Source organism: Haloarcula sp. CBA1127 (assembly GCF_001485575.1).
Lineage (GTDB): Archaea > Halobacteriota > Halobacteria > Halobacteriales > Haloarculaceae > Haloarcula.
Window position 1 is genome coordinate 574,872 of the sequence record NZ_BCNB01000006.1, and the last position, 16,419, is coordinate 591,290.

The 16,419-nt window shown below is 62.6% G+C and carries 16 protein-coding genes; 9 read left to right on the forward strand and 7 right to left on the reverse strand.

The window, feature by feature from the left end; translation table 11 throughout:
• The first annotated feature begins 52 nt into the window (after positions 1 to 52).
• Positions 53 to 763, forward strand: coding sequence for a S26 family signal peptidase (locus AV059_RS07550; protein ID WP_058993568.1), 711 nt, complete (start codon positions 53 to 55; stop codon positions 761 to 763).
• Between the two features lie 128 nt (positions 764 to 891).
• A complete protein-coding gene (locus AV059_RS07555; RefSeq protein ID WP_058997501.1) occupies positions 892 to 1,545 on the forward strand; it encodes a S26 family signal peptidase in 654 nt (217 codons plus the stop codon).
• 70 nt (positions 1,546 to 1,615) lie between these two features.
• On the opposite strand, the gene AV059_RS07560 is transcribed toward AV059_RS07555, so the two are convergent.
• Positions 1,616 to 3,190 (reverse strand): Cdc6/Cdc18 family protein, encoded by a 1,575-nt coding sequence (locus AV059_RS07560; RefSeq protein WP_058993571.1) that lies wholly within the window; start codon positions 3,188 to 3,190, stop codon positions 1,616 to 1,618.
• A gap of 940 nt (positions 3,191 to 4,130) precedes the next feature.
• Between AV059_RS07560 and AV059_RS07565 the strand changes: the two genes are divergently transcribed.
• The 4 genes from AV059_RS07565 (at position 4,131) to AV059_RS22950 (ending at position 6,105) form a co-directional block, all read left to right on the forward strand.
• Complete coding sequence (locus AV059_RS07565; RefSeq protein ID WP_004590329.1) at positions 4,131 to 4,772, forward strand: Era-like GTP-binding protein; 642 nt, start codon at positions 4,131 to 4,133, stop codon at positions 4,770 to 4,772.
• 4 nt (positions 4,773 to 4,776) lie between these two features.
• Positions 4,777 to 5,160 carry a DUF2073 domain-containing protein gene (locus AV059_RS07570; RefSeq protein ID WP_004517591.1) on the forward strand — a complete coding sequence of 128 codons (384 nt, stop codon included), beginning with the start codon at positions 4,777 to 4,779 and terminating at the stop codon, positions 5,158 to 5,160.
• Positions 5,160 to 5,846 carry a Zn-ribbon containing protein gene (locus AV059_RS07575; RefSeq protein ID WP_058993574.1) on the forward strand — a complete coding sequence of 229 codons (687 nt, stop codon included), beginning with the start codon at positions 5,160 to 5,162 and terminating at the stop codon, positions 5,844 to 5,846. The genes AV059_RS07570 and AV059_RS07575 overlap by 1 nt, the downstream gene beginning before the upstream one ends.
• 133 nt (positions 5,847 to 5,979) lie before the next feature.
• On the forward strand, positions 5,980 to 6,105 hold the full coding sequence (locus AV059_RS22950; protein WP_255356111.1) for a hypothetical protein: 126 nt from the start codon (positions 5,980 to 5,982) through the stop codon (positions 6,103 to 6,105).
• 124 nt (positions 6,106 to 6,229) lie between these two features.
• Here the strand turns inward: AV059_RS22950 and mdh are convergent, their stop codons facing one another.
• Positions 6,230 to 7,144: a malate dehydrogenase gene (gene mdh, locus AV059_RS07580; protein WP_058993576.1), complete on the reverse strand. Its 915-nt coding sequence runs from the start codon at positions 7,142 to 7,144 to the stop codon at positions 6,230 to 6,232.
• 127 nt (positions 7,145 to 7,271) lie between these two features.
• Here mdh and AV059_RS07585 point away from each other — a divergent pair, with 127 nt between their 5' ends.
• The gene (locus tag AV059_RS07585) at positions 7,272 to 8,000 is read left to right on the forward strand and encodes an Sjogren's syndrome/scleroderma autoantigen 1 family protein (RefSeq protein ID WP_058993578.1); all 729 of its coding nucleotides are present in this window, start codon (positions 7,272 to 7,274) and stop codon (positions 7,998 to 8,000) included.
• On the opposite strand, the gene AV059_RS07590 is transcribed toward AV059_RS07585, so the two are convergent.
• From AV059_RS07590 to AV059_RS07605, 4 genes are all read right to left on the reverse strand, one after another.
• Positions 7,997 to 10,495, reverse strand: coding sequence for a DEAD/DEAH box helicase (locus AV059_RS07590; protein WP_058993580.1), 2,499 nt, complete (start codon positions 10,493 to 10,495; stop codon positions 7,997 to 7,999). The two genes, AV059_RS07585 and AV059_RS07590, sit on opposite strands and share 4 nt — an antisense overlap.
• A 66-nt stretch (positions 10,496 to 10,561) precedes the next feature.
• Complete coding sequence (locus AV059_RS07595) at positions 10,562 to 11,161, reverse strand: hypothetical protein (protein WP_058993581.1); 600 nt, start codon at positions 11,159 to 11,161, stop codon at positions 10,562 to 10,564.
• Positions 11,162 to 12,898, reverse strand: a complete 1,737-nt coding sequence (gene glyS / locus AV059_RS07600) for a glycine--tRNA ligase (RefSeq protein WP_058993583.1) — start codon at positions 12,896 to 12,898, stop codon at positions 11,162 to 11,164.
• Complete coding sequence (locus AV059_RS07605; RefSeq protein ID WP_058993585.1) at positions 12,895 to 13,740, reverse strand: CBS domain-containing protein; 846 nt, start codon at positions 13,738 to 13,740, stop codon at positions 12,895 to 12,897. Before AV059_RS07605 ends, glyS begins: the two co-directional genes overlap by 4 nt.
• A gap of 375 nt (positions 13,741 to 14,115) precedes the next feature.
• Between AV059_RS07605 and AV059_RS22340 the strand changes: the two genes are divergently transcribed.
• Together AV059_RS22340 and serA are read left to right on the forward strand one after the other, a co-directional pair.
• Positions 14,116 to 14,283, forward strand: coding sequence for a hypothetical protein (locus tag AV059_RS22340; protein ID WP_167320669.1), 168 nt, complete (start codon positions 14,116 to 14,118; stop codon positions 14,281 to 14,283).
• Between the two features lie 148 nt (positions 14,284 to 14,431).
• Positions 14,432 to 16,018 carry a phosphoglycerate dehydrogenase gene (gene serA, locus AV059_RS07610; RefSeq protein WP_058993588.1) on the forward strand — a complete coding sequence of 529 codons (1,587 nt, stop codon included), beginning with the start codon at positions 14,432 to 14,434 and terminating at the stop codon, positions 16,016 to 16,018.
• Between the two features lie 32 nt (positions 16,019 to 16,050).
• Here the strand turns inward: serA and AV059_RS07615 are convergent, their stop codons facing one another.
• Positions 16,051 to 16,266 carry a hypothetical protein gene (locus AV059_RS07615; RefSeq protein ID WP_058993590.1) on the reverse strand — a complete coding sequence of 72 codons (216 nt, stop codon included), beginning with the start codon at positions 16,264 to 16,266 and terminating at the stop codon, positions 16,051 to 16,053.
• Positions 16,267 to 16,419 lie beyond the last annotated feature (153 nt).

Consider the following 16,419-nt stretch of genomic DNA (forward strand, 5'->3'; position numbering starts at 1 on the left):
GACCGACAGCCGTCACAAGATTGATACCCCGCTGTCGGCAATCCGAGATAGGATGGGCCGGGACGGATCGACCAGCAGCACGCCTTCAGGCGGGACAGACGAGTCTGTGGACGCCAGCCCTACGTTTCGTTTCGGCCTGTACGTCCGTGACATCGGGACGAGTGTCGGAGCGGTCCTGCTTGTGGGCGGGTTCCTGTTCGCTGTCAGTGGGGTGTGGCCGCCGCTCGTCGCCATCGAAAGCGGGAGCATGGAGCCACACATCGACACCGGCGATATGGTGTTTGTCATGGACGCAGAACGCTTCTCGGGGCAAGAGGCCCGTCACGGCGTTGTAACGGCAGCGGCCGGGACAGAGACCGGATATCAGACCTTTCAACAGCCCGGTGACGTCATCGTCTTCGAGCCCAACGGTAACGAGCAACGAACGCCGATCATCCACCGGTCAATGCTGTGGGTCAGTGCCGGCGAGAACTGGTACGACCGCGCGAACCGGGAGTACATCGGGAGCGCGGACAGTTGCGACGAGCTTCGGAACTGTCCAGCGCCGCATGCTGGGTTTATCACGAAGGGTGACAACAAAGTAACCAACAGTAGATACGATCAGGTCACCGGGGCGAGTACTGTTGTCCGCCCGGAGTGGGTCATTGGAACCGGGACCTTCCGAATCCCACGTCTTGGGTACGTTCGGGTCCAGCCGTCCCAGCTATGGCACACGTCGGTGTCGATACCGGTCGGAGGAGCTTCAGCACCGACGGCAGCCTGAGTAAATCGGAAGATAGCGTTCTGTCCAACAACAGAAAGTTGATTGGCCGCCTCCGAGTATTCGTGGTACGAATGGCCGGGCCAGACCGTCGGTCGTCGGACGGAGACGAAACCGAGGGACCGGGAGGGATGATGTACGTGGCCGATATCGTCAGTAGCGCCGGCTCAGTCCTGCTCGTCGGGGTGTTGCTGTTCGCAGTCAGCGGTGTGTGGCCTCCGCTCGTCGCTATCGAAAGCCCGAGCATGGACCCCCATATCAAAGAAGGCGACCTCGTGTTCGTGATGGAAGAAGAGCGGTTCTCCGGCCCGGACGATCACGGGGGCGTCGTCACCGCAGCGAACGACGATAGCTATCGGACGTTCCAGCGTCCAGGCGACGTTATCGTATACGAACCCGACGGTAACAGTCGGCAAACGCCGATCATCCACCGAGCGATGTTGTGGGTCGAGGAAGATGAGAACTGGTACAACCGCGCGAACAAGGACTACATCGGTAGTGCGGACAGCTGTGACGACCTCAGCTCCTGTCCGGCCGACCACGCCGGCTTCATCACCAAGGGCGACAACAACGGTCGGTACGACCAGGTCGGCTCCAGCCCCATCAGCGAACCAGTTAAGCCCGGGTGGGTCGTCGGAACTGCGGAGATACGGGTTCCGTTGCTGGGCCAGGTTCGACTCCAGTGGAACAAAGCCGGAGCGACTGATGTAGTAACGGACGAGGCGGGGCCGACGGTGACGAACGAGACAGGACCCACAGCGGTGAACGGAACCGCGGCCGGGTAGCCGTATCACTCGAAGGGGACTGTTTCATCTGGAACGAGAGTGACTATCGGGCGCTAGTGCAACTCGAAGATCAGTTGTCGAACCGGGCCTGAACGAACGGCTGGACGTCGTCGATATCGCCGAGTCTCGAATCCGACAGGAGCACCGCTTCCGTCTCTTCGGTTGGAACTGACAGCGAGATTTCTTTCGTCCGGCCGTAACGGCCCTTCGAGACGACGACAGCGTTGACGATGCCGAGCATATCCAGTTCGGAGATGAGGTCGGTGACGCGACGCTGTGTCAGGATATCGGCGTCAATCTCCTCACAGAGGTTCTTGTAGATGTTGAACACCTCGCCGGTGTTGATGTTGTGAACACCGTTCTTTTCGAGGAGGATGATAGCGAAGAGGACAATTTTCGACTGTGTGGGGAGCGTCCGGACGACCTCGACGACGCGGTCGAGTTCGATTTTCTCCTGGGCCTGCCGGACGTGATCTTCGAGGACGTTGTCCGTCTGGTCCCGTTCAGCAAGTTCGCCGGCCGTCCGAAGGAGATCAAGCGCGCGGCGCGCGTCGCCGTGTTCCTGTGCGGCGAAGGCCGCACACAGCGGGATCACATCCTCGGTGAGCGCGTCGCCTTTGAACGCCACGTCCGAGCGTGCCTGCAAGATGTCCCGGAGCTGGTTCGCGTCGTAGGGCGGGAAGACGATTTCCTCTTCGCCGAGACTTGACTTGACCCGAGGGTCGAGGAAGTCGGTGAACTTCAGATCGTTCGAGATGCCCATGATCGAGACGCGGGAGTTCTCCAGTTCGGAGTTCATCCGGGAGAGGTTGTACAGGGTGTCGTCGCCGCTTTTCTCGACAAGCTTGTCGATCTCGTCGAGCATGATGACGACCACACGCTCGTGGTAGTCGACAGCGTCGAAAAAGGAGCTGTAGACCCGGTCCGTTGGCCACCCCGTCATCGGTACTTCTTCAAACTCGGACTTGTCGGCTTCCAGCGAACTGATTTCGGCTTCGATGTCGTCGAGGGAATCGAACGCCGTCTCTTCGAGTGCAGCCGCATTCTCGCGTGCGCGCGACAGGGCATCCTCGAGTTCTGCGATGCGGTCGTCGATGAGCTGGGCGTTCTTGTCGATGAACTTGTTCGCGAGCTGTGCCAGCACGCGGTACTGGGTATCGGTCACCTCGCAGTTGATATACTCGACCTCACAGGGGACCTCGTACTTCTGTGAAGTCGTTTCGAGTTCCTCGCTGACGAACTTCGCGGATGCGGTTTTCCCCGTTCCCGTCTTGCCATAGATGAGGATGTTCGACGGTGTATCGCCGCGCAAGGCAGTGACGAGAATCGTCGCCATGTTGTTGATCTGCTCCTCGCGGTGGGGGAGTTTGTGCGGCGTGTAGGAGGGCCGGAGGACCTCCTTGTTCTCGAAAATGGGTTCCCCTTCGAGAAGGTCGTCGAACAGGCCACGGGACGCCTCGTCTGAGGGGTCGTCGGATCCGGCATCGAGATTATCGAGAATAACGTCGTCGAGATCGGACGGCCCGGTCGATGTCCCGGGGTCTGTTTCGACGTCGAACTGCCCGTCAGACCCGTCGGCATCATTCGACGTCTCTGTCGTCGACGGATCGGATGCCGGGGCCGGGTTGTTGCTTTCGTCAGTCATAGTCGATCAAGAGGGTCCCCCTTCGTTTCGTGTGGAGAGAGTTGGAGACACCGGAACAGAGGGAGCGAGGAGTGCGTCAGTGCCGTCGTTAGTGAGCATCAGCGCTCTCCGGTGCGTCCAGTTGAACCACATGAACCGTACCGTGAGTCGATATTAAATATTTCGGTACACCACCCATGAAAGATATATGTTGTTATATTGATTGTTTCTGTCGGGTGGGTACTGTTGTCGTAAAGAGGACTATAGCTTCAGTCTCGCTGGGGACGGTGAACATGGTACGGCGGGGTAGTGAATGGGGGGCGAAAGGGGGCCATGAGGAGGGTCCAGGAGCTGGTACGCTGTGTGAACACGAGTGGTGGTATCACGGAGGGACTGCAGGACAAAGTGACCGTAACGGGCCAACCCCCCCACCCCTTTGTTTCCGGTGGAACGGGAAACAGGCCCGGGGGAGGGGGTGGGGGTGGCCGATAATGTTCTCTAGTAAGGGGAAAGATTTAATATGGTATCCTATAAATCAAACCCGCACTAGATAAAACAAATAGCTAGTAGGGGATAGTGTACGGTTTTCTAGTGTCTAGGCCACTCTAGCTAGCGAAGTCACGAGTCGCACCGATCTGAACAACTGGTGCGCTCCCGATTCGACCGGCAATTCTCCCACCCCACCCCAGGGGTATGTGGCGTTCCACCTGAAACGAAGGGGTGGGGGGCTAGGATGGTACACCCCAATCCGAATCGTCTGGTTTCGGATGATCAGACTCCACCCGAACAGCTCCCGGCCAACCGTACCACATCCGTAGCAACGCCACACGTTGGTCTGTACCATGATATGCCCTCTCGTGTCAAAAAGGAAACTCATGTCTGACGTAGGCTTAAGTGAATTCGCCTATCTTTTACGGGCAGAGCCGCCATACCGGACGACTCCGGGCGGCGGGAGGATAGGATGGGATTGTTAACAAACCTCAAAGATAGCATCTCACGCGCGGCATCGACGCTGTTCTCCGAAGAGGATCCGAAGCGAATCGGTATCTACGGCCCGCCGAACGCCGGCAAGACGACGCTGGCAAACCGCATCGCACGGGACTGGACTGGCGACGCCGTCGGTCCAGAGAGTCACGTTCCACACGAGACTCGTCGTGCGCGCCGAAAGGAGAACGTCGAGATCGAACGCGACGGGAAGAAAGTGACAATCGACATCGTCGACACGCCGGGCGTGACGACGAAGGTCGACTACACCGAGTTCCTCGAACACGACATGGAGAAAGACGACGCCGTCCGTCGCTCCCGCGAAGCGACCGAGGGCGTCGCCGAAGCGATGCACTGGCTCCGCGAGGACGTCGACGGTGTCATCTACGTGCTGGACTCCGCGACCGATCCGTTCACGCAGGTCAACACCATGCTCATCGGAATCATCGAGAGTCAGGACCTTCCGGTGTTGATCCTCGCGAACAAGATCGATCTGGAGGAGTCTTCGGTTCAACGCATTCGAAACGCCTACCCCCAGCACGAGACGATTCCGCTGTCGGCGCTCGAGGGCGACAACATGGACGAAGTCTACGACAAAATCGCGGAGTACTTCGGGTGATATAATGGCAGAAGTCAAAGACCCAGACGACGGCGTCCAGATCGACCTCATCAGCGGCGAACGTATGGCCGGGCTGGCCTCGATGGAGAAGATCCGAATGATTCTCGACGGGGTCCGTGACGGCAACATCGTCATCCTCGAAGAGGGACTCTCCCCGGACGAGGAGTCCCGCCTGATCGAAGTGACGATGACCGAAATCAGCCCCGACGAATTCAACGGCATCGAAATCGAGACCTACCCCAAGTCCGAGGCTGCCGACGCTAGCATCCTCGACCGGCTGATGGGCAAGCAGTCGACCCAGAAGCTGACGGTCATCGGGCCGGCGAACCAGATAGAGACGCTCCACAAGGACGAAACGCTCATCAGCGCCCTCGTCTCCCGGAAATAATGCCCCACCAGTGTACGGACTGTGGCCGTGGCTTCGACGACGGGTCGAAGGAGATGCTCTCGGGCTGTCCCAACTGCGGCGGGAACAAGTTCCAGTACCAGCCCGAAGGGGCCGACATCTCTGAGGCCCCGGATGCGGAGCCACCGGAACCACCGGGACCTGACAGCACTGTCGCCCGCACCGTCGGCAAGACCGCCGCCTCGGTGCGCGACTTCGTCAGTGGCTCCACTACGGACGGGGACCGTCCTGCCGAGCAGTCCCATCTCGACGCCGACCGGTCGGCTGATGCACAGCCGAGTGACCCATCCCACACGTCCGGCTCGCCGTCGACCGAACCCGACCGCACGTCTGCGACTGAGGATTCAGCCCAGGCCAGTGCTCGCGGTGATATTGTCGAACCGGACGAACTCCCATCCGACGCGCCGTCTGCGTCCGAATCAGAACACCAGTTCCGCCCTGTCGGTGCAGACCCCGACCCACCGGCGGAACCAGACCGCGAGGACCGCCCCGATCTTGAGGAACTGCGCGCGGAACTCAACGACCAGTTCGAGTCGATCAAGGTACTGGAACCCGGCCAGTACGAACTGAACCTGATGGAACTGTACGACCGCGAGGAATACATCATCGCGCTGCAGGAAGACGGGCACTACTCTATTCAGGTCCCGGAAACTATTCGCTCCGACTGATTGCCACGGTTTTCTCGGCGCTTTTCCTGATTCCCCAATCCCGGATTACCCCGTAGAACCGCTGCATACAGCATTACGTATCAATGCGGGCACAACCATTATATAATATGCCGTGGATGCTTCGGATAACGCCATGAGCCACCGAGAACTCTCGACATCGGAGTCACACCTCGAAGAGTGGGCGTCACTCCTCGGTGCTGATATCGACGACGATGGGCGCGACAGCGATTTGCTTGACGACCAGGACGAACCCGCGTAACGTCGTGGTTCGTCGGGGAGTGCAACTCGCAGTTACAGCTACGTCTCTCACGCCGATAGTGGAGCGAAAAGATAGCTCGGGACGGATGCCGTCCCGAAACCCGACAGTCGCGATCGGTGTCGGGTTACGCGATTTTGTCGTACTGGTCGGAGAGCTTCTCGGCGGCGTCGGCCATCAGGTCCTGCTCGTAGTCGTCGAGATCCCACTCGACAATCTCTTCGACGCCGTTGCTCCCGAGACGGACCGGGACACCGAAGGCAGTATCCTCGTGCCCGAACTCGCCCTCTAGCTTGACCGAGGCCGGCAGCACTTCACCGGTGTCGTGGAGGATGGCTTCGACCATGTGTGCGACGCCGCGGGCTGGCCCCCACTCGGTCGCGCCCTTGCGCTCGATGACGTCCATCGCCGATTCCTGCAGGTCGCCGAGCAGCTGCTCTTTCTCGTCGCCGCTGAACTCGGGGTCGGTCCCGTCGACGCGGACCTTTGAGAACACGGGAACCTGTGCATCGCCGTGTTCACCGAGGATCGTTCCTTCGACGTTCTGGACCGGCGCGTCGAACTCCTCGCTCAGGACGTAGCGGAACCGCGCGGAGTCCAGCCGGCCGCCGAAGCCGATGACCTGCTCGCGCGAGCGGTCGCCGGCCTCGTAGAGGTGGCGGTTGAGGAGGTCGACGGGGTTCGAGGTGGTCAGCGAGATGTAGTCGTCGTTGTGTTCGTCCAGTGAGGACTGGATGTCCTCCATGATGGGCGCGTTGTCGCCCGCGAGGTCGATCCGGGTCTGGCCGGGCTGGCGAGGAATCCCGGCCGTGATGACCACCACGTCCGAGCCAGCGGTATCCTCGTAGCCGCCCTGGCGGACGCGCGTGTTCGAATCGTAGGCGATGCCGTGGTTCGTGTCAGCGGCCTGCCCGACCGTGTCGTCTTCCTTGTCCGGGATGTCCACGAAGACGACCTCGTCAGCGATGTCACGGAGCGCGATGTTGTACCCTGCGGCTGCGCCGACCGTTCCGGCTGCGCCGACTACGCTTACCTTTGTCATACCATTCGAAATGGCTCGGGCGCGAACGTTAAACGTGTCGAAACCCCGATTCCGCCGCGCATCGTTCAGGCAGTATCGACGTCTCGCACCCGTAAACTGTTTTCAGCCCCGTGGCGTTGTGACACGTATGAGCGACTTCGACAAGGAAGCCGAACGCGAGAAACTCCGCGAGAAGTTCGAAAAAGAGGAGGACAACCGGGCGGCGACCGAGCAAATGAGCGAACTCCTGTTGAAGGGCGCGACGATGACGAACGCCCACTGCAGCGAGTGTGGCGACCCCATCTTCCGCTACGACGGCCAGGAGTTCTGCCCGACCTGCCAGAAGCCGGTCGCTCGCGACACGCAGGAAAACGGCGCTGATCCGTCGGCTACCGACGAACAGGGGGGCCAGGCCGACGACGGTGACCAGATCGAGGTTGCCGACCCCAGCGACGAGGCCCGCGTCCAGTTCGGTGATGGTGACGAGGCGGCTGCGAGTGCGCCGGACACGACGGACGACTCGACCGCTCCACCTGAAGCGGGGGGTGCTCAGTCGACTCGGCAGTCCGACCACTCGGAGCCAGCGCCACAGACTGCTCGAACAGGGACTTCGTCGGAGCCTAGCGGACGAACTGCCAACGACCAGCCGCGTGGGACAGCGTCACAGAACCCCCCTGTTTCCGCTCGACAGACCCAGTCGACCGATAGTCACACAGACGATATCGCGGCGAACATGGATGCGGCGTCGGCGTCATTGGCCGAAACCGCCCGTCGCTTCGCCGAGCGCGCGGCCGCGACCGAGAACCCACGCGAGGCTCGCGAACATCTGCAGGCGGCCCGAGAAGCAGCGGAAGCGCTGGATGCAGCGCGGTTCTAGGGCTCGTAGTCGCTGGCGATGACTTCCCGAATCCGGTCGGCTGTTATATCGCCGATACCGGACACGTCCAGCAGGTCGTCTTTGTCGGCGGTCATCACCGCTTCGACGCTCCCGAAGGACTCCAACAGCGTGCGCGCGGTCACCGGCCCGACTTCGGCGATTGAAGCGACGACGTACTCCTGTTGCTCGGGGAGCGTCTTGGACTGTTTTTCGCCGTGGACGCTCACCTCGCGGTCGGCCACCTCCTGTTCCCGTCCGGCGATGACTTCCAGCAGGTCGGCGGTCTCGTCTTCGCCGCTAGTCCGGAGGACGCTCGCGCCGAAATCGACCGCAAGCGACGCGAGTGCCCCCTGAATCGCCTTGTGATGGACGTTTCGCGCACCGAAAAGATCCTCGCCTTCGATGATGACGACGGGCCGGCCGTAGTTTCGCGTGGCGTCCCCGACCTGCTCGAACATCGACCGGTCCCCGCCAGTCAGCGTGTCCATGAAGTCAGCGACGGTCTTTCGCTCGATGACCACCCGGTCCGAGAGGACGTAGTCCCCGACGGCCAACGTTTCGAGTCGGGTCTCGATACCGTCCCGTGTCGAGAGGTCCCGGGCGATGTTCGAGTCGAGTTCCCGCTGGTCGGCGACGATTTCGACGGGGTCGTCCTCGGCGTCGCGGCCGGCAGTAGCGACCGTTCCCTCGTCGTCGGTCGCCTCGTCCTGCTCTCCGCCACCAGCCTCCTCGTCGTCCGGCGCAGACGACTCCGCCGCGAAGGCGTCCAGCCCGGCTTGGCCGTCCCCGCTGTCGCTCCCATCGGCAGACTTGTTAGCTGTGCTACCCCTCCTGTTTCCAGTGGAGCCCGACTGCCGTGTGGCGGTTTCCGCTTCGTCGGTTCCACTCGAAGCGGTCCCCTCGGCGTCCTCGTACTCGTCGAGACCGGTCTGGTCGAGGCGGGCCTCCAGTTCGCCGGCGACGCTTTTGAGTTCGTTCAGCTCGCGTTTCATCCGCTTCTGGTCGTTGCGGGCCTTCCAGAAGTACGCCTCGTCGCGGGTGTCCTCGGCCAGCAGGACGACGACGCGACCCTCGGCCTGTCGTCCAGTTCGGCCCTTCCGCTGAATGGCCCGAATCGCGGTCGGCACCGGCTCGTAGAACAGCACCAGATCGACCTCGGGCACGTCCAGCCCCTCCTCGGCTACGGACGTCGAGACGAGCACCTCGAACTCGCCGTTGCGGAACCGGTCCAGCGTCTCCTGTTGTTGGGTCTGTGTCATTCCCTCGCTGCCGTCAGTGTCGCTCTGTCCGACGAACTTCTGTGTCGTGAAGTGGTCCGAGAGGAAGTCAACGAGCGTCTCAGCCGTATCGCGGGATTCGGTGAACACGATGACGCGCTCGCCGTTCTCGATACCGAGCGTCTCCGCGAGCAACATCCGAGTCTGGCGGAACTTCGGGTGCAGGTCGTTGTAGGACTCGGCTTTCCGCATCGCTTCGCGGACCTTCGGCTCGCTTACAAGGCGCTGGTCGGCCTTGGACGCCCCGGAAGACCGAGCGGCTTCCTTCAGGCGCTCGAAGTACCGCCGCAGGGACTCGACGCTTTGGGTCTCGACGTAGGTGACGGCGGTCCGGAGCTTCCGGATCTCGGCGAGGAGGCTCATCCCCTGATACCCTTCGCTCTGGTCGTTGTTCATCAGGTCCCGCAACTGGCCCTGAATCTGCTGGATTTCACGCTCGGAGATGTCCGCCGAGGACTTGTTCGTCACCCCGAGTTCTTTCAACTGCGACAGGCGGTCTTTGATGACTTCGTTGATGGCGTCGCGGATTTCCACGACGACCTCGGGGAGTTCGATGCGGTTCCAGTCGACGCTGGTGTCGTGGGTGTACTCGGCCACGTCGGCGTCGTTTTCGGTCATCACGGCAACGTCGGACAGACCGAGGTTCTCACACACCTCGAGGATGGCTTCCTCGTCGTCTCCGGGGGAGGCGCTCATCCCCGTTACCAGCGGGTTCTCTGCGTCGGCATGGTAGCGGTCGGCGATGTAGTTGTAGGCGTAGTCGCCGGTCGCTCGGTGACACTCGTCGAAGGTGCAGTGGGTTACGTCGGCAAGGGAGATGCGGTTGCCCACGAGGTCGTTTTCGACGACCTGTGGCGTCGCGATGACGATGCGGGCGTCGTCCCAGAGCGCGGCCCGGTCGTCGGGTCGGACCTCGCCGGTGAACACGGCGACGTCCTCGTCGTCCAGTTCGAGCGCTTCGCGGTAGAACTCGGCGTGTTGCTGCACCAGCGGCTTCGTCGGGGCCAGCATGAGGGATTTTCCGCCGACGGCGTTGAGCCGCTCAGCGGTCACCAGCAGCGAGACGGTCGTCTTGCCCAGTCCGGTCGGTAGACAGACGAGCGTGTGGCCGGCGCTCGCCGTCTCCGCCAGTTCGGTCTGGTAGCGGCGGTTCTCCAGGAACTCCGGCGTCACCAGCGGGCGTTCGACGTGTTCGCCACCGGCGTCGGTGGTCGCCATTACCCACGCGTTTGTCCTGCCGGTGGTTAAGGGTTCAGATACCAGGGTGAAAGTGAACAGCGGGAATTACAGGCCGATTCCGGGCAGGTACTGGACGCCGACCCACATCGCCAGCGCGCCGAGCACTGGAATCGAGAAGTTATCGTCAATGACGTAGCCGGCGATGCGTGGCTTGACGCCGTCGGCGAACGTCGCCGCGACGCCACCAAGGATGGCGGCGGCGGGGGGAACGAAGGGAGCGGCGAGCAGCGTACAGACGCCGAACATCACCAGCAGGACCCAGGCCTGTTTGACGTTGCTGGCATCGCTGGAGCCCAGCAGGCCGCTGATGGGGTCGCCGATAGCAAGCATCAACATCGCCGGGACGGCGACCGTTACGCTCATACTCGGGAGTTCGACGGCGAAGGCGACGATGGCTATTCCGACGATGTACAGCGCGTAGCCGGCGGGGTTGTCCTGCTCGTACTCGCGGGTGAGTCGGTCGTACACCACCCAGTCCAGTCCGGTCGTCAGCCGCACCGCTTCGAGCACACACACGACGACCAGCGCCACGGCCAGGAATCCCTGGACGACGCGCCACGTAATCAGCTCCGGCCGGAGCAGGTGCGCGAGCGGGACCGCCGCGCCGGTGACGTGGACGAGCCGCCGGGATACCTCGTCGGCCATCTACAGGTCGTCGAAGGTGAGGTCGCCGCTCGCGAGCCGTTCGAGCTGGTCGGCGAGCCCGTCGATGGGGAGCCGTTTCTGTTCGGTCGTGTCCCGTTCGCGGACGGTGACCTCGTCGTCCTCTAGGCTTTCGTAATCCACAGTCACGCAGTAGGGCGTGCCGACCTCGTCTTGTCGGCGGTACCGGCGGCCGATGGCCCCGGAGTCGTCGTAGGTGACCGAGAGGCCGGCGGCCCGGAGGTCGTCGGCGATGTCCGTCGCGAGGTCGGCCATCCCGTCCTTGTCCATCAGTGGGAAGACGCCGACCGTCGTCGGAGCCTGTTCCGGCGGGAGGTCGAGGTATGTCCGTTCCTCGCCGTCGACCTCGTCGGACTCGTAGGAATGTGCGAGGACGGTGTAGATGATCCGGCCCACGCCGAACGACGGCTCGACGACGTGTGGGCGGATGTGTTCGCCGTTCTCGGTGACCTCGTCGATGCTGAAGTTCGTCTTGTCGACGGGGACGGTGTGGGACTCGCCGTCGACCTCGACGGTAACCTCGTCGTCGTCGAAGGCGTCCGGATTCCGCTCGGCCAGCGCTTCGAGCGCGTCGGCGACCGCGCCGGCGTCGCCGCCGAACTCCGGCCCGAGGTAGCTCATGTCGGGGTCGACGGTGGCGCGTTCGACGGTAATCGGCTCGTCGTACTGCTTGAACACCGTGTAGTCCTCGCCGGAATGATCGGCGTGTTTCGAGAGGTCGTAGTCGCCCCGGTAGGCAAACCCGGTAATCTCGATCCAGTCGCCGTCGACCTCGCTCTCTGCGTCCCAGCAGTCAGAGGCGTAGTGAGCGCGCTCGCCAGCGAGGTGCTGGCGGTACCGGAAGCGCTCCATGTCGACGCCGATGCGCTCGTACCACTCTTTGGAGACGCCGAGGTAGTAGGCGACCCACTCGCTCTCGACGATACCCTGATCGACAGCCTCGCGGACAGTCAGTTCGCGCTGGCCGCCGTCCTCGGCCTGCTGTTCTGTGGCGGAGTACAGCGGCAGCGTCACGTCCGCCACCTCAGCAAGCGGCGGTTCGTCTTCCTCGGGGTCGATGAAGTGTTCGAGTTCGGCCTGGGTGAACTCCCGGACGCGGACGAGGGACTTCCGCGGGGAGATCTCGTTCCGGTAGGCCTTCCCGATCTGGGCGACGCCGAAGGGAAGCTGATTCCGGGCGTACTCGGAGAGCTGCGGGAACTCCACGAAGATGCCCTGTGCGGTCTCCGGCCGGAGATACCCCGGCGACGACGACCCCGGGCCGATGTTGGTCTCGAACATCAGGTTGAAGTTGTCGACCGGCTGGTCGGCCAGGGACGTCTGACAGGAGGGACATTCGATCCCGTGCTCGGCGATGAGATCCATGACCTCCTCGTTGGGGAGCGATTCGGCCTCCTCGATATCCGTGTTGTCCTCGACGAGGTGGTCGGCGCGATGGGTCGCGCCACACTCGCCGCATTCGATGATCATGTCGTCGAAGCCGTCGAGATGGCCCGACGCTTCGAAGACGGGTTCGGGCATCACGTCGGGGGCGGAGATCTCCTGGTGCCCCTCCTTGACGACGTAGCGGTCCCGCCAGGCGTCCTCGATATTCGATTTCAGCGCAGCGCCCTGTGGCCCGTAGGTCCAGAAGCCCGCAGCACCGCCGTAGGCGCTCGACGAGGGGAAGTAGAAGCCGCGACGCTTGGCCAGCTCGGTGAGGCGTTCGCCTTCGCTCATAGGCCTCGCAGCAGGTCGATATCCCGTACGATGCCGGTGAGTTCGTCACCAGACAGCAGCGGGATCTGCTCGATGTCGTGCTCGATCATCAGCTGTGCCGCCTCCTCAGCGGTGCGGCGCTTGTTCACCGTCACGACGTCGGCGGTCATGAACTCGCGGACGGGCTCAGCCGGGAGTTCGACGTTGCGGGTGGGCATGTACCGACCGCCGACGGCTTTGATGCCCTCCCAGGCCCAGTCGTCGTCCTGGTTGGCGATGGAGTCGCCGGTGTCGTCCTCACCCTCGACGACGCGGGCGACCGCGATGATGTCGACCTCGGTGAGCATCCCCGACATATCGCCGTCGTCGCCGAGCACGACGCCGTATGGGACGTTCGCGTGGGAAAGCTCCCGTTCGGCGACGGTCAGCGGCGTGCCTTCGTACACGCAGTTGATGTCGCGGTTAGCGAGTTCACCGACGACCTTGTCGCCGTTGACGTCGCCGTTGGCGATGGACCGAATCACGTCGGTCACTGTGATGATCCCTTCGAGGCGGTCGTCGACGATGGGGAGGCGTCGCTCGCCGTCCTCGACCATCACCTGTGCGGCAGCCTCGATAGACGTGTCCCCGCTGATCGCTGGGACTTCCTCGACGAGCAGGGCTAGCTGGTCTTCGTCGGGGCTCTCGATGAGCGCATCGCGTGAAATAATCCCTCTGAACTCCTCGCCATCGTCGGTCTCCTTGATGACCGGGACCGACGAGAAGGCCTGCTCCTGGAGGTACTCCAGTGCGTCATCACGGGTACCGGGAATGGTGACCGTGACAACCTCCGAGCGTGGCGTCATAGCGTCTGCGACGTTCATACTGCCAGAACTTCCTTCCCGCATCTACTAAGTCCTTAACATCCGTCCGTTTTCGGCATCCGGGTAGCACGCCCGGCGGCCATCGGCTATCGCCGACGACCGTGCAGACGCCATCTCGGAAACCCGGGGGACTGTACCGTTCTGGGAAACAACTACGTCTTCTGCCATATTGTTGTTCCGCATCTGGGTATGAATAGAATCACGGAGACAGGCTCTGATGGTTGAAGTATAAGGCACTATCGGTGCTAGCTCACGGACCATCTCTTCCCAATATTGACAAGACACGAACTATTGTCAGACAGTTGGCTCTGGATCATACTCTTCCCCTCTATGGGTTTCGCTAAGTTTTTATATGGTTGTTACATATTATCATGCATGGAGTCGGATACTGTCGCTCCGGTTGAGATGGCCGCGGACGGAGACATCATGGCGTCCGTCGAAGAGGGTCCAACGGACCAGTTTATCGTCGCTGACGTGACCCGAGACGACGCCTATCTCACAACCCCGCTCGCGGACGCCGCCTCGCTCCCGGCCTGGCGGTAGGTCGCTGTCTGTCGGTTTGTTTTTCCCTGACGGTCCCACCAAGCAGGACACCCTATCAGCGGCGCGGTCGCTCCGCCCCGAGTGTCCGCACGCAGTCGTTCGGACGGAGAAAACAAGCGTTATGCCGCCCCAGTAAGTTCGATTCGGTATGAAGGTACTCGTTACGGACCCTATCGCTGATGCCGGTCTCACGCGACTCCGTGAGGCGGGCCACGACGTCGAAACTGCCTACGAGGTCGAGGGCGACGCGCTCCTCGACGCGGTGGCCGACGCGAACGCGCTCATCGTCCGCTCGGGCACCGAGGTCACCGAGGAAGTGTTTGCGGCCGCGTCCGACCTCATCATCGTCGGCCGGGCCGGTATCGGTGTCGACAACATCGACATCGACGCCGCCACGGATCACGGCGTCATCGTCGCCAACGCCCCCGAAGGCAACGTCCGCGCCGCCGCAGAACACTCCGTCGCAATGGCGTTTGCCACTGCCCGGTCCATCCCACAGGCCCATGACCGCCTGAAAAGCGGTGAATGGGCCAAAGGCGAGTTCCTCGGCACGGAAGTCAACAACAAGACGCTTGGCGTCGTCGGCTTCGGCCGCGTCGGCCAGCAGGTCGCCAAACGGCTGGGCGGCCTCGGCATGGACATCGTCACGTTCGACCCGTACATCAGTCAGGAGCGCGCCGACCAGTTCGGCGCGGAACTGGTCGATGACCTTGAGGACTGTCTCGCCAAGTCCGACTTCATCACGATCCACACGCCGCTGACCCCCGAAACCGAGAACATGATCGGCGAGGACGAACTCGCCCTGCTCGACGGCGGCTACGTCGTCAACTGTGCCCGCGGCGGCATCATCGACGAGCCGGCCCTGGCCGAAGCGGTCGAAGACGGTGTCCTGAAGGGCGCAGCGCTCGACGTGTTCGGCGAGGAACCCCTGCCCGATGACAGCCCACTGCTCGACGTTGAGGACATCATCGTCACGCCCCACCTGGGCGCGTCGACGGAGGCGGCACAGGAGAACGTCGCCACCTCCACGGCCGACCAGATCATCGCCGCGGCCAACGGCCAGCCCGTCGCCAACGCCCTGAACGCGCCGTCGCTGGACGAGGCGACGTTCAAACAGGTCGGGCCGTACCTCGACCTCGCCGACACCGCCGGCCGCATCGCGGTCCAGTTGTTCGGCGGCCATATGTCCGAAGTGCAGGTCACCTACGCCGGCGACATCGCCGAGGAAGACGTAGAGTACGTCACCGCCAGCGCGCTGAAGGGTGTGTTCGCGCCCTCGGACCTGCAGGTCAACGCCGTCAACGCCCCGCAGATTGCCAAGGACCGTGGCATCGATGTGACCGAGTCCAAGACCCGAACCTCCGAAGACTACCAGAGCCTCATCACCGTCACCGTCTCCGACGGCGAGGAATCCGTCTCCGTCTGTGGGACCCAGTTCGGCGGCGAGGAGCCCCGCATCGTCCGTATCGATGACCACCGCATCGAGGCCGTCCCCCACGGGCATATGCTGGTCGTCCGCAACCGCGACGAGCCCGGCACTATCGGCTTCATCGGGACGGTTCTGGGCGAGGCCGATATCAACATCGCCGGGATGTTCAACGGCCGCGAGACCATCGGCGGGGAGGCCCTGTCCGTCTACAATCTCGACGAACAGCCGCCACAGGAGATCATCGAGCGGCTTAACGGCGACAGCCGCATCATCGAAACGACCTACGTCGAACTCGGCGACGAGTAACACAGCAGAATTTTCCGACAGCCGGGTACGGGTTATTCCCCGTGGAGAAGGCGCTCGTACCGGTCGACGACGGCCTGACGGTGTTCGCGTTCCTGTTTGAGCGCGGTTTCCAGCGTGGCCACCTGTGAGCGCAACAGCGCGATCTGTATCTGATAGATCGTGCTGGGCGTCTGTCGGGGCGACGGTAACGGGGTCCCCGACCGGTCCCCGGAGTCGAACGACGGCGCTGAATCGCGGGACGAGGCCATACCCGTGACAGGACCGCCACGGGCAAAAACACCCGTCGGACGGCTGTCACGCGCCCGTCTGCCACCCTGATGAATCCGGGTGGCCGTTATCGCTCACATGAAGTCCGCGATACCTGACTGCTTGTTGTGGTCGAACCAGCCCATGACGTGTGG

What these genes read in the sequence shown, in the direction of transcription:
- AV059_RS07550 (WP_058993568.1), top strand. Translation starts at nt 53, where the DNA reads ATGGGCCGGGACGGATCGACCAGCAGCACGCCTTCAGGCGGGACAGAC.
- AV059_RS07555 (WP_058997501.1), top strand. Translation starts at nt 892, where the DNA reads ATGATGTACGTGGCCGATATCGTCAGTAGCGCCGGCTCAGTCCTGCTC.
- AV059_RS07560 (WP_058993571.1), bottom strand. Translation starts at nt 3,190, where the DNA reads ATGACTGACGAAAGCAACAACCCGGCCCCGGCATCCGATCCGTCGACG.
- AV059_RS07565 (WP_004590329.1), top strand. Translation starts at nt 4,131, where the DNA reads ATGGGATTGTTAACAAACCTCAAAGATAGCATCTCACGCGCGGCATCG.
- AV059_RS07570 (WP_004517591.1), top strand. Translation starts at nt 4,777, where the DNA reads ATGGCAGAAGTCAAAGACCCAGACGACGGCGTCCAGATCGACCTCATC.
- AV059_RS07575 (WP_058993574.1), top strand. Translation starts at nt 5,160, where the DNA reads ATGCCCCACCAGTGTACGGACTGTGGCCGTGGCTTCGACGACGGGTCG.
- AV059_RS22950 (WP_255356111.1), top strand. Translation starts at nt 5,980, where the DNA reads ATGAGCCACCGAGAACTCTCGACATCGGAGTCACACCTCGAAGAGTGG.
- mdh (WP_058993576.1), bottom strand. Translation starts at nt 7,144, where the DNA reads ATGACAAAGGTAAGCGTAGTCGGCGCAGCCGGAACGGTCGGCGCAGCC.
- AV059_RS07585 (WP_058993578.1), top strand. Translation starts at nt 7,272, where the DNA reads ATGAGCGACTTCGACAAGGAAGCCGAACGCGAGAAACTCCGCGAGAAG.
- AV059_RS07590 (WP_058993580.1), bottom strand. Translation starts at nt 10,495, where the DNA reads ATGGCGACCACCGACGCCGGTGGCGAACACGTCGAACGCCCGCTGGTG.
- AV059_RS07595 (WP_058993581.1), bottom strand. Translation starts at nt 11,161, where the DNA reads ATGGCCGACGAGGTATCCCGGCGGCTCGTCCACGTCACCGGCGCGGCG.
- glyS (WP_058993583.1), bottom strand. Translation starts at nt 12,898, where the DNA reads ATGAGCGAAGGCGAACGCCTCACCGAGCTGGCCAAGCGTCGCGGCTTC.
- AV059_RS07605 (WP_058993585.1), bottom strand. Translation starts at nt 13,740, where the DNA reads ATGAACGTCGCAGACGCTATGACGCCACGCTCGGAGGTTGTCACGGTC.
- AV059_RS22340 (WP_167320669.1), top strand. Translation starts at nt 14,116, where the DNA reads ATGGAGTCGGATACTGTCGCTCCGGTTGAGATGGCCGCGGACGGAGAC.
- serA (WP_058993588.1), top strand. Translation starts at nt 14,432, where the DNA reads ATGAAGGTACTCGTTACGGACCCTATCGCTGATGCCGGTCTCACGCGA.
- AV059_RS07615 (WP_058993590.1), bottom strand. Translation starts at nt 16,266, where the DNA reads ATGGCCTCGTCCCGCGATTCAGCGCCGTCGTTCGACTCCGGGGACCGG.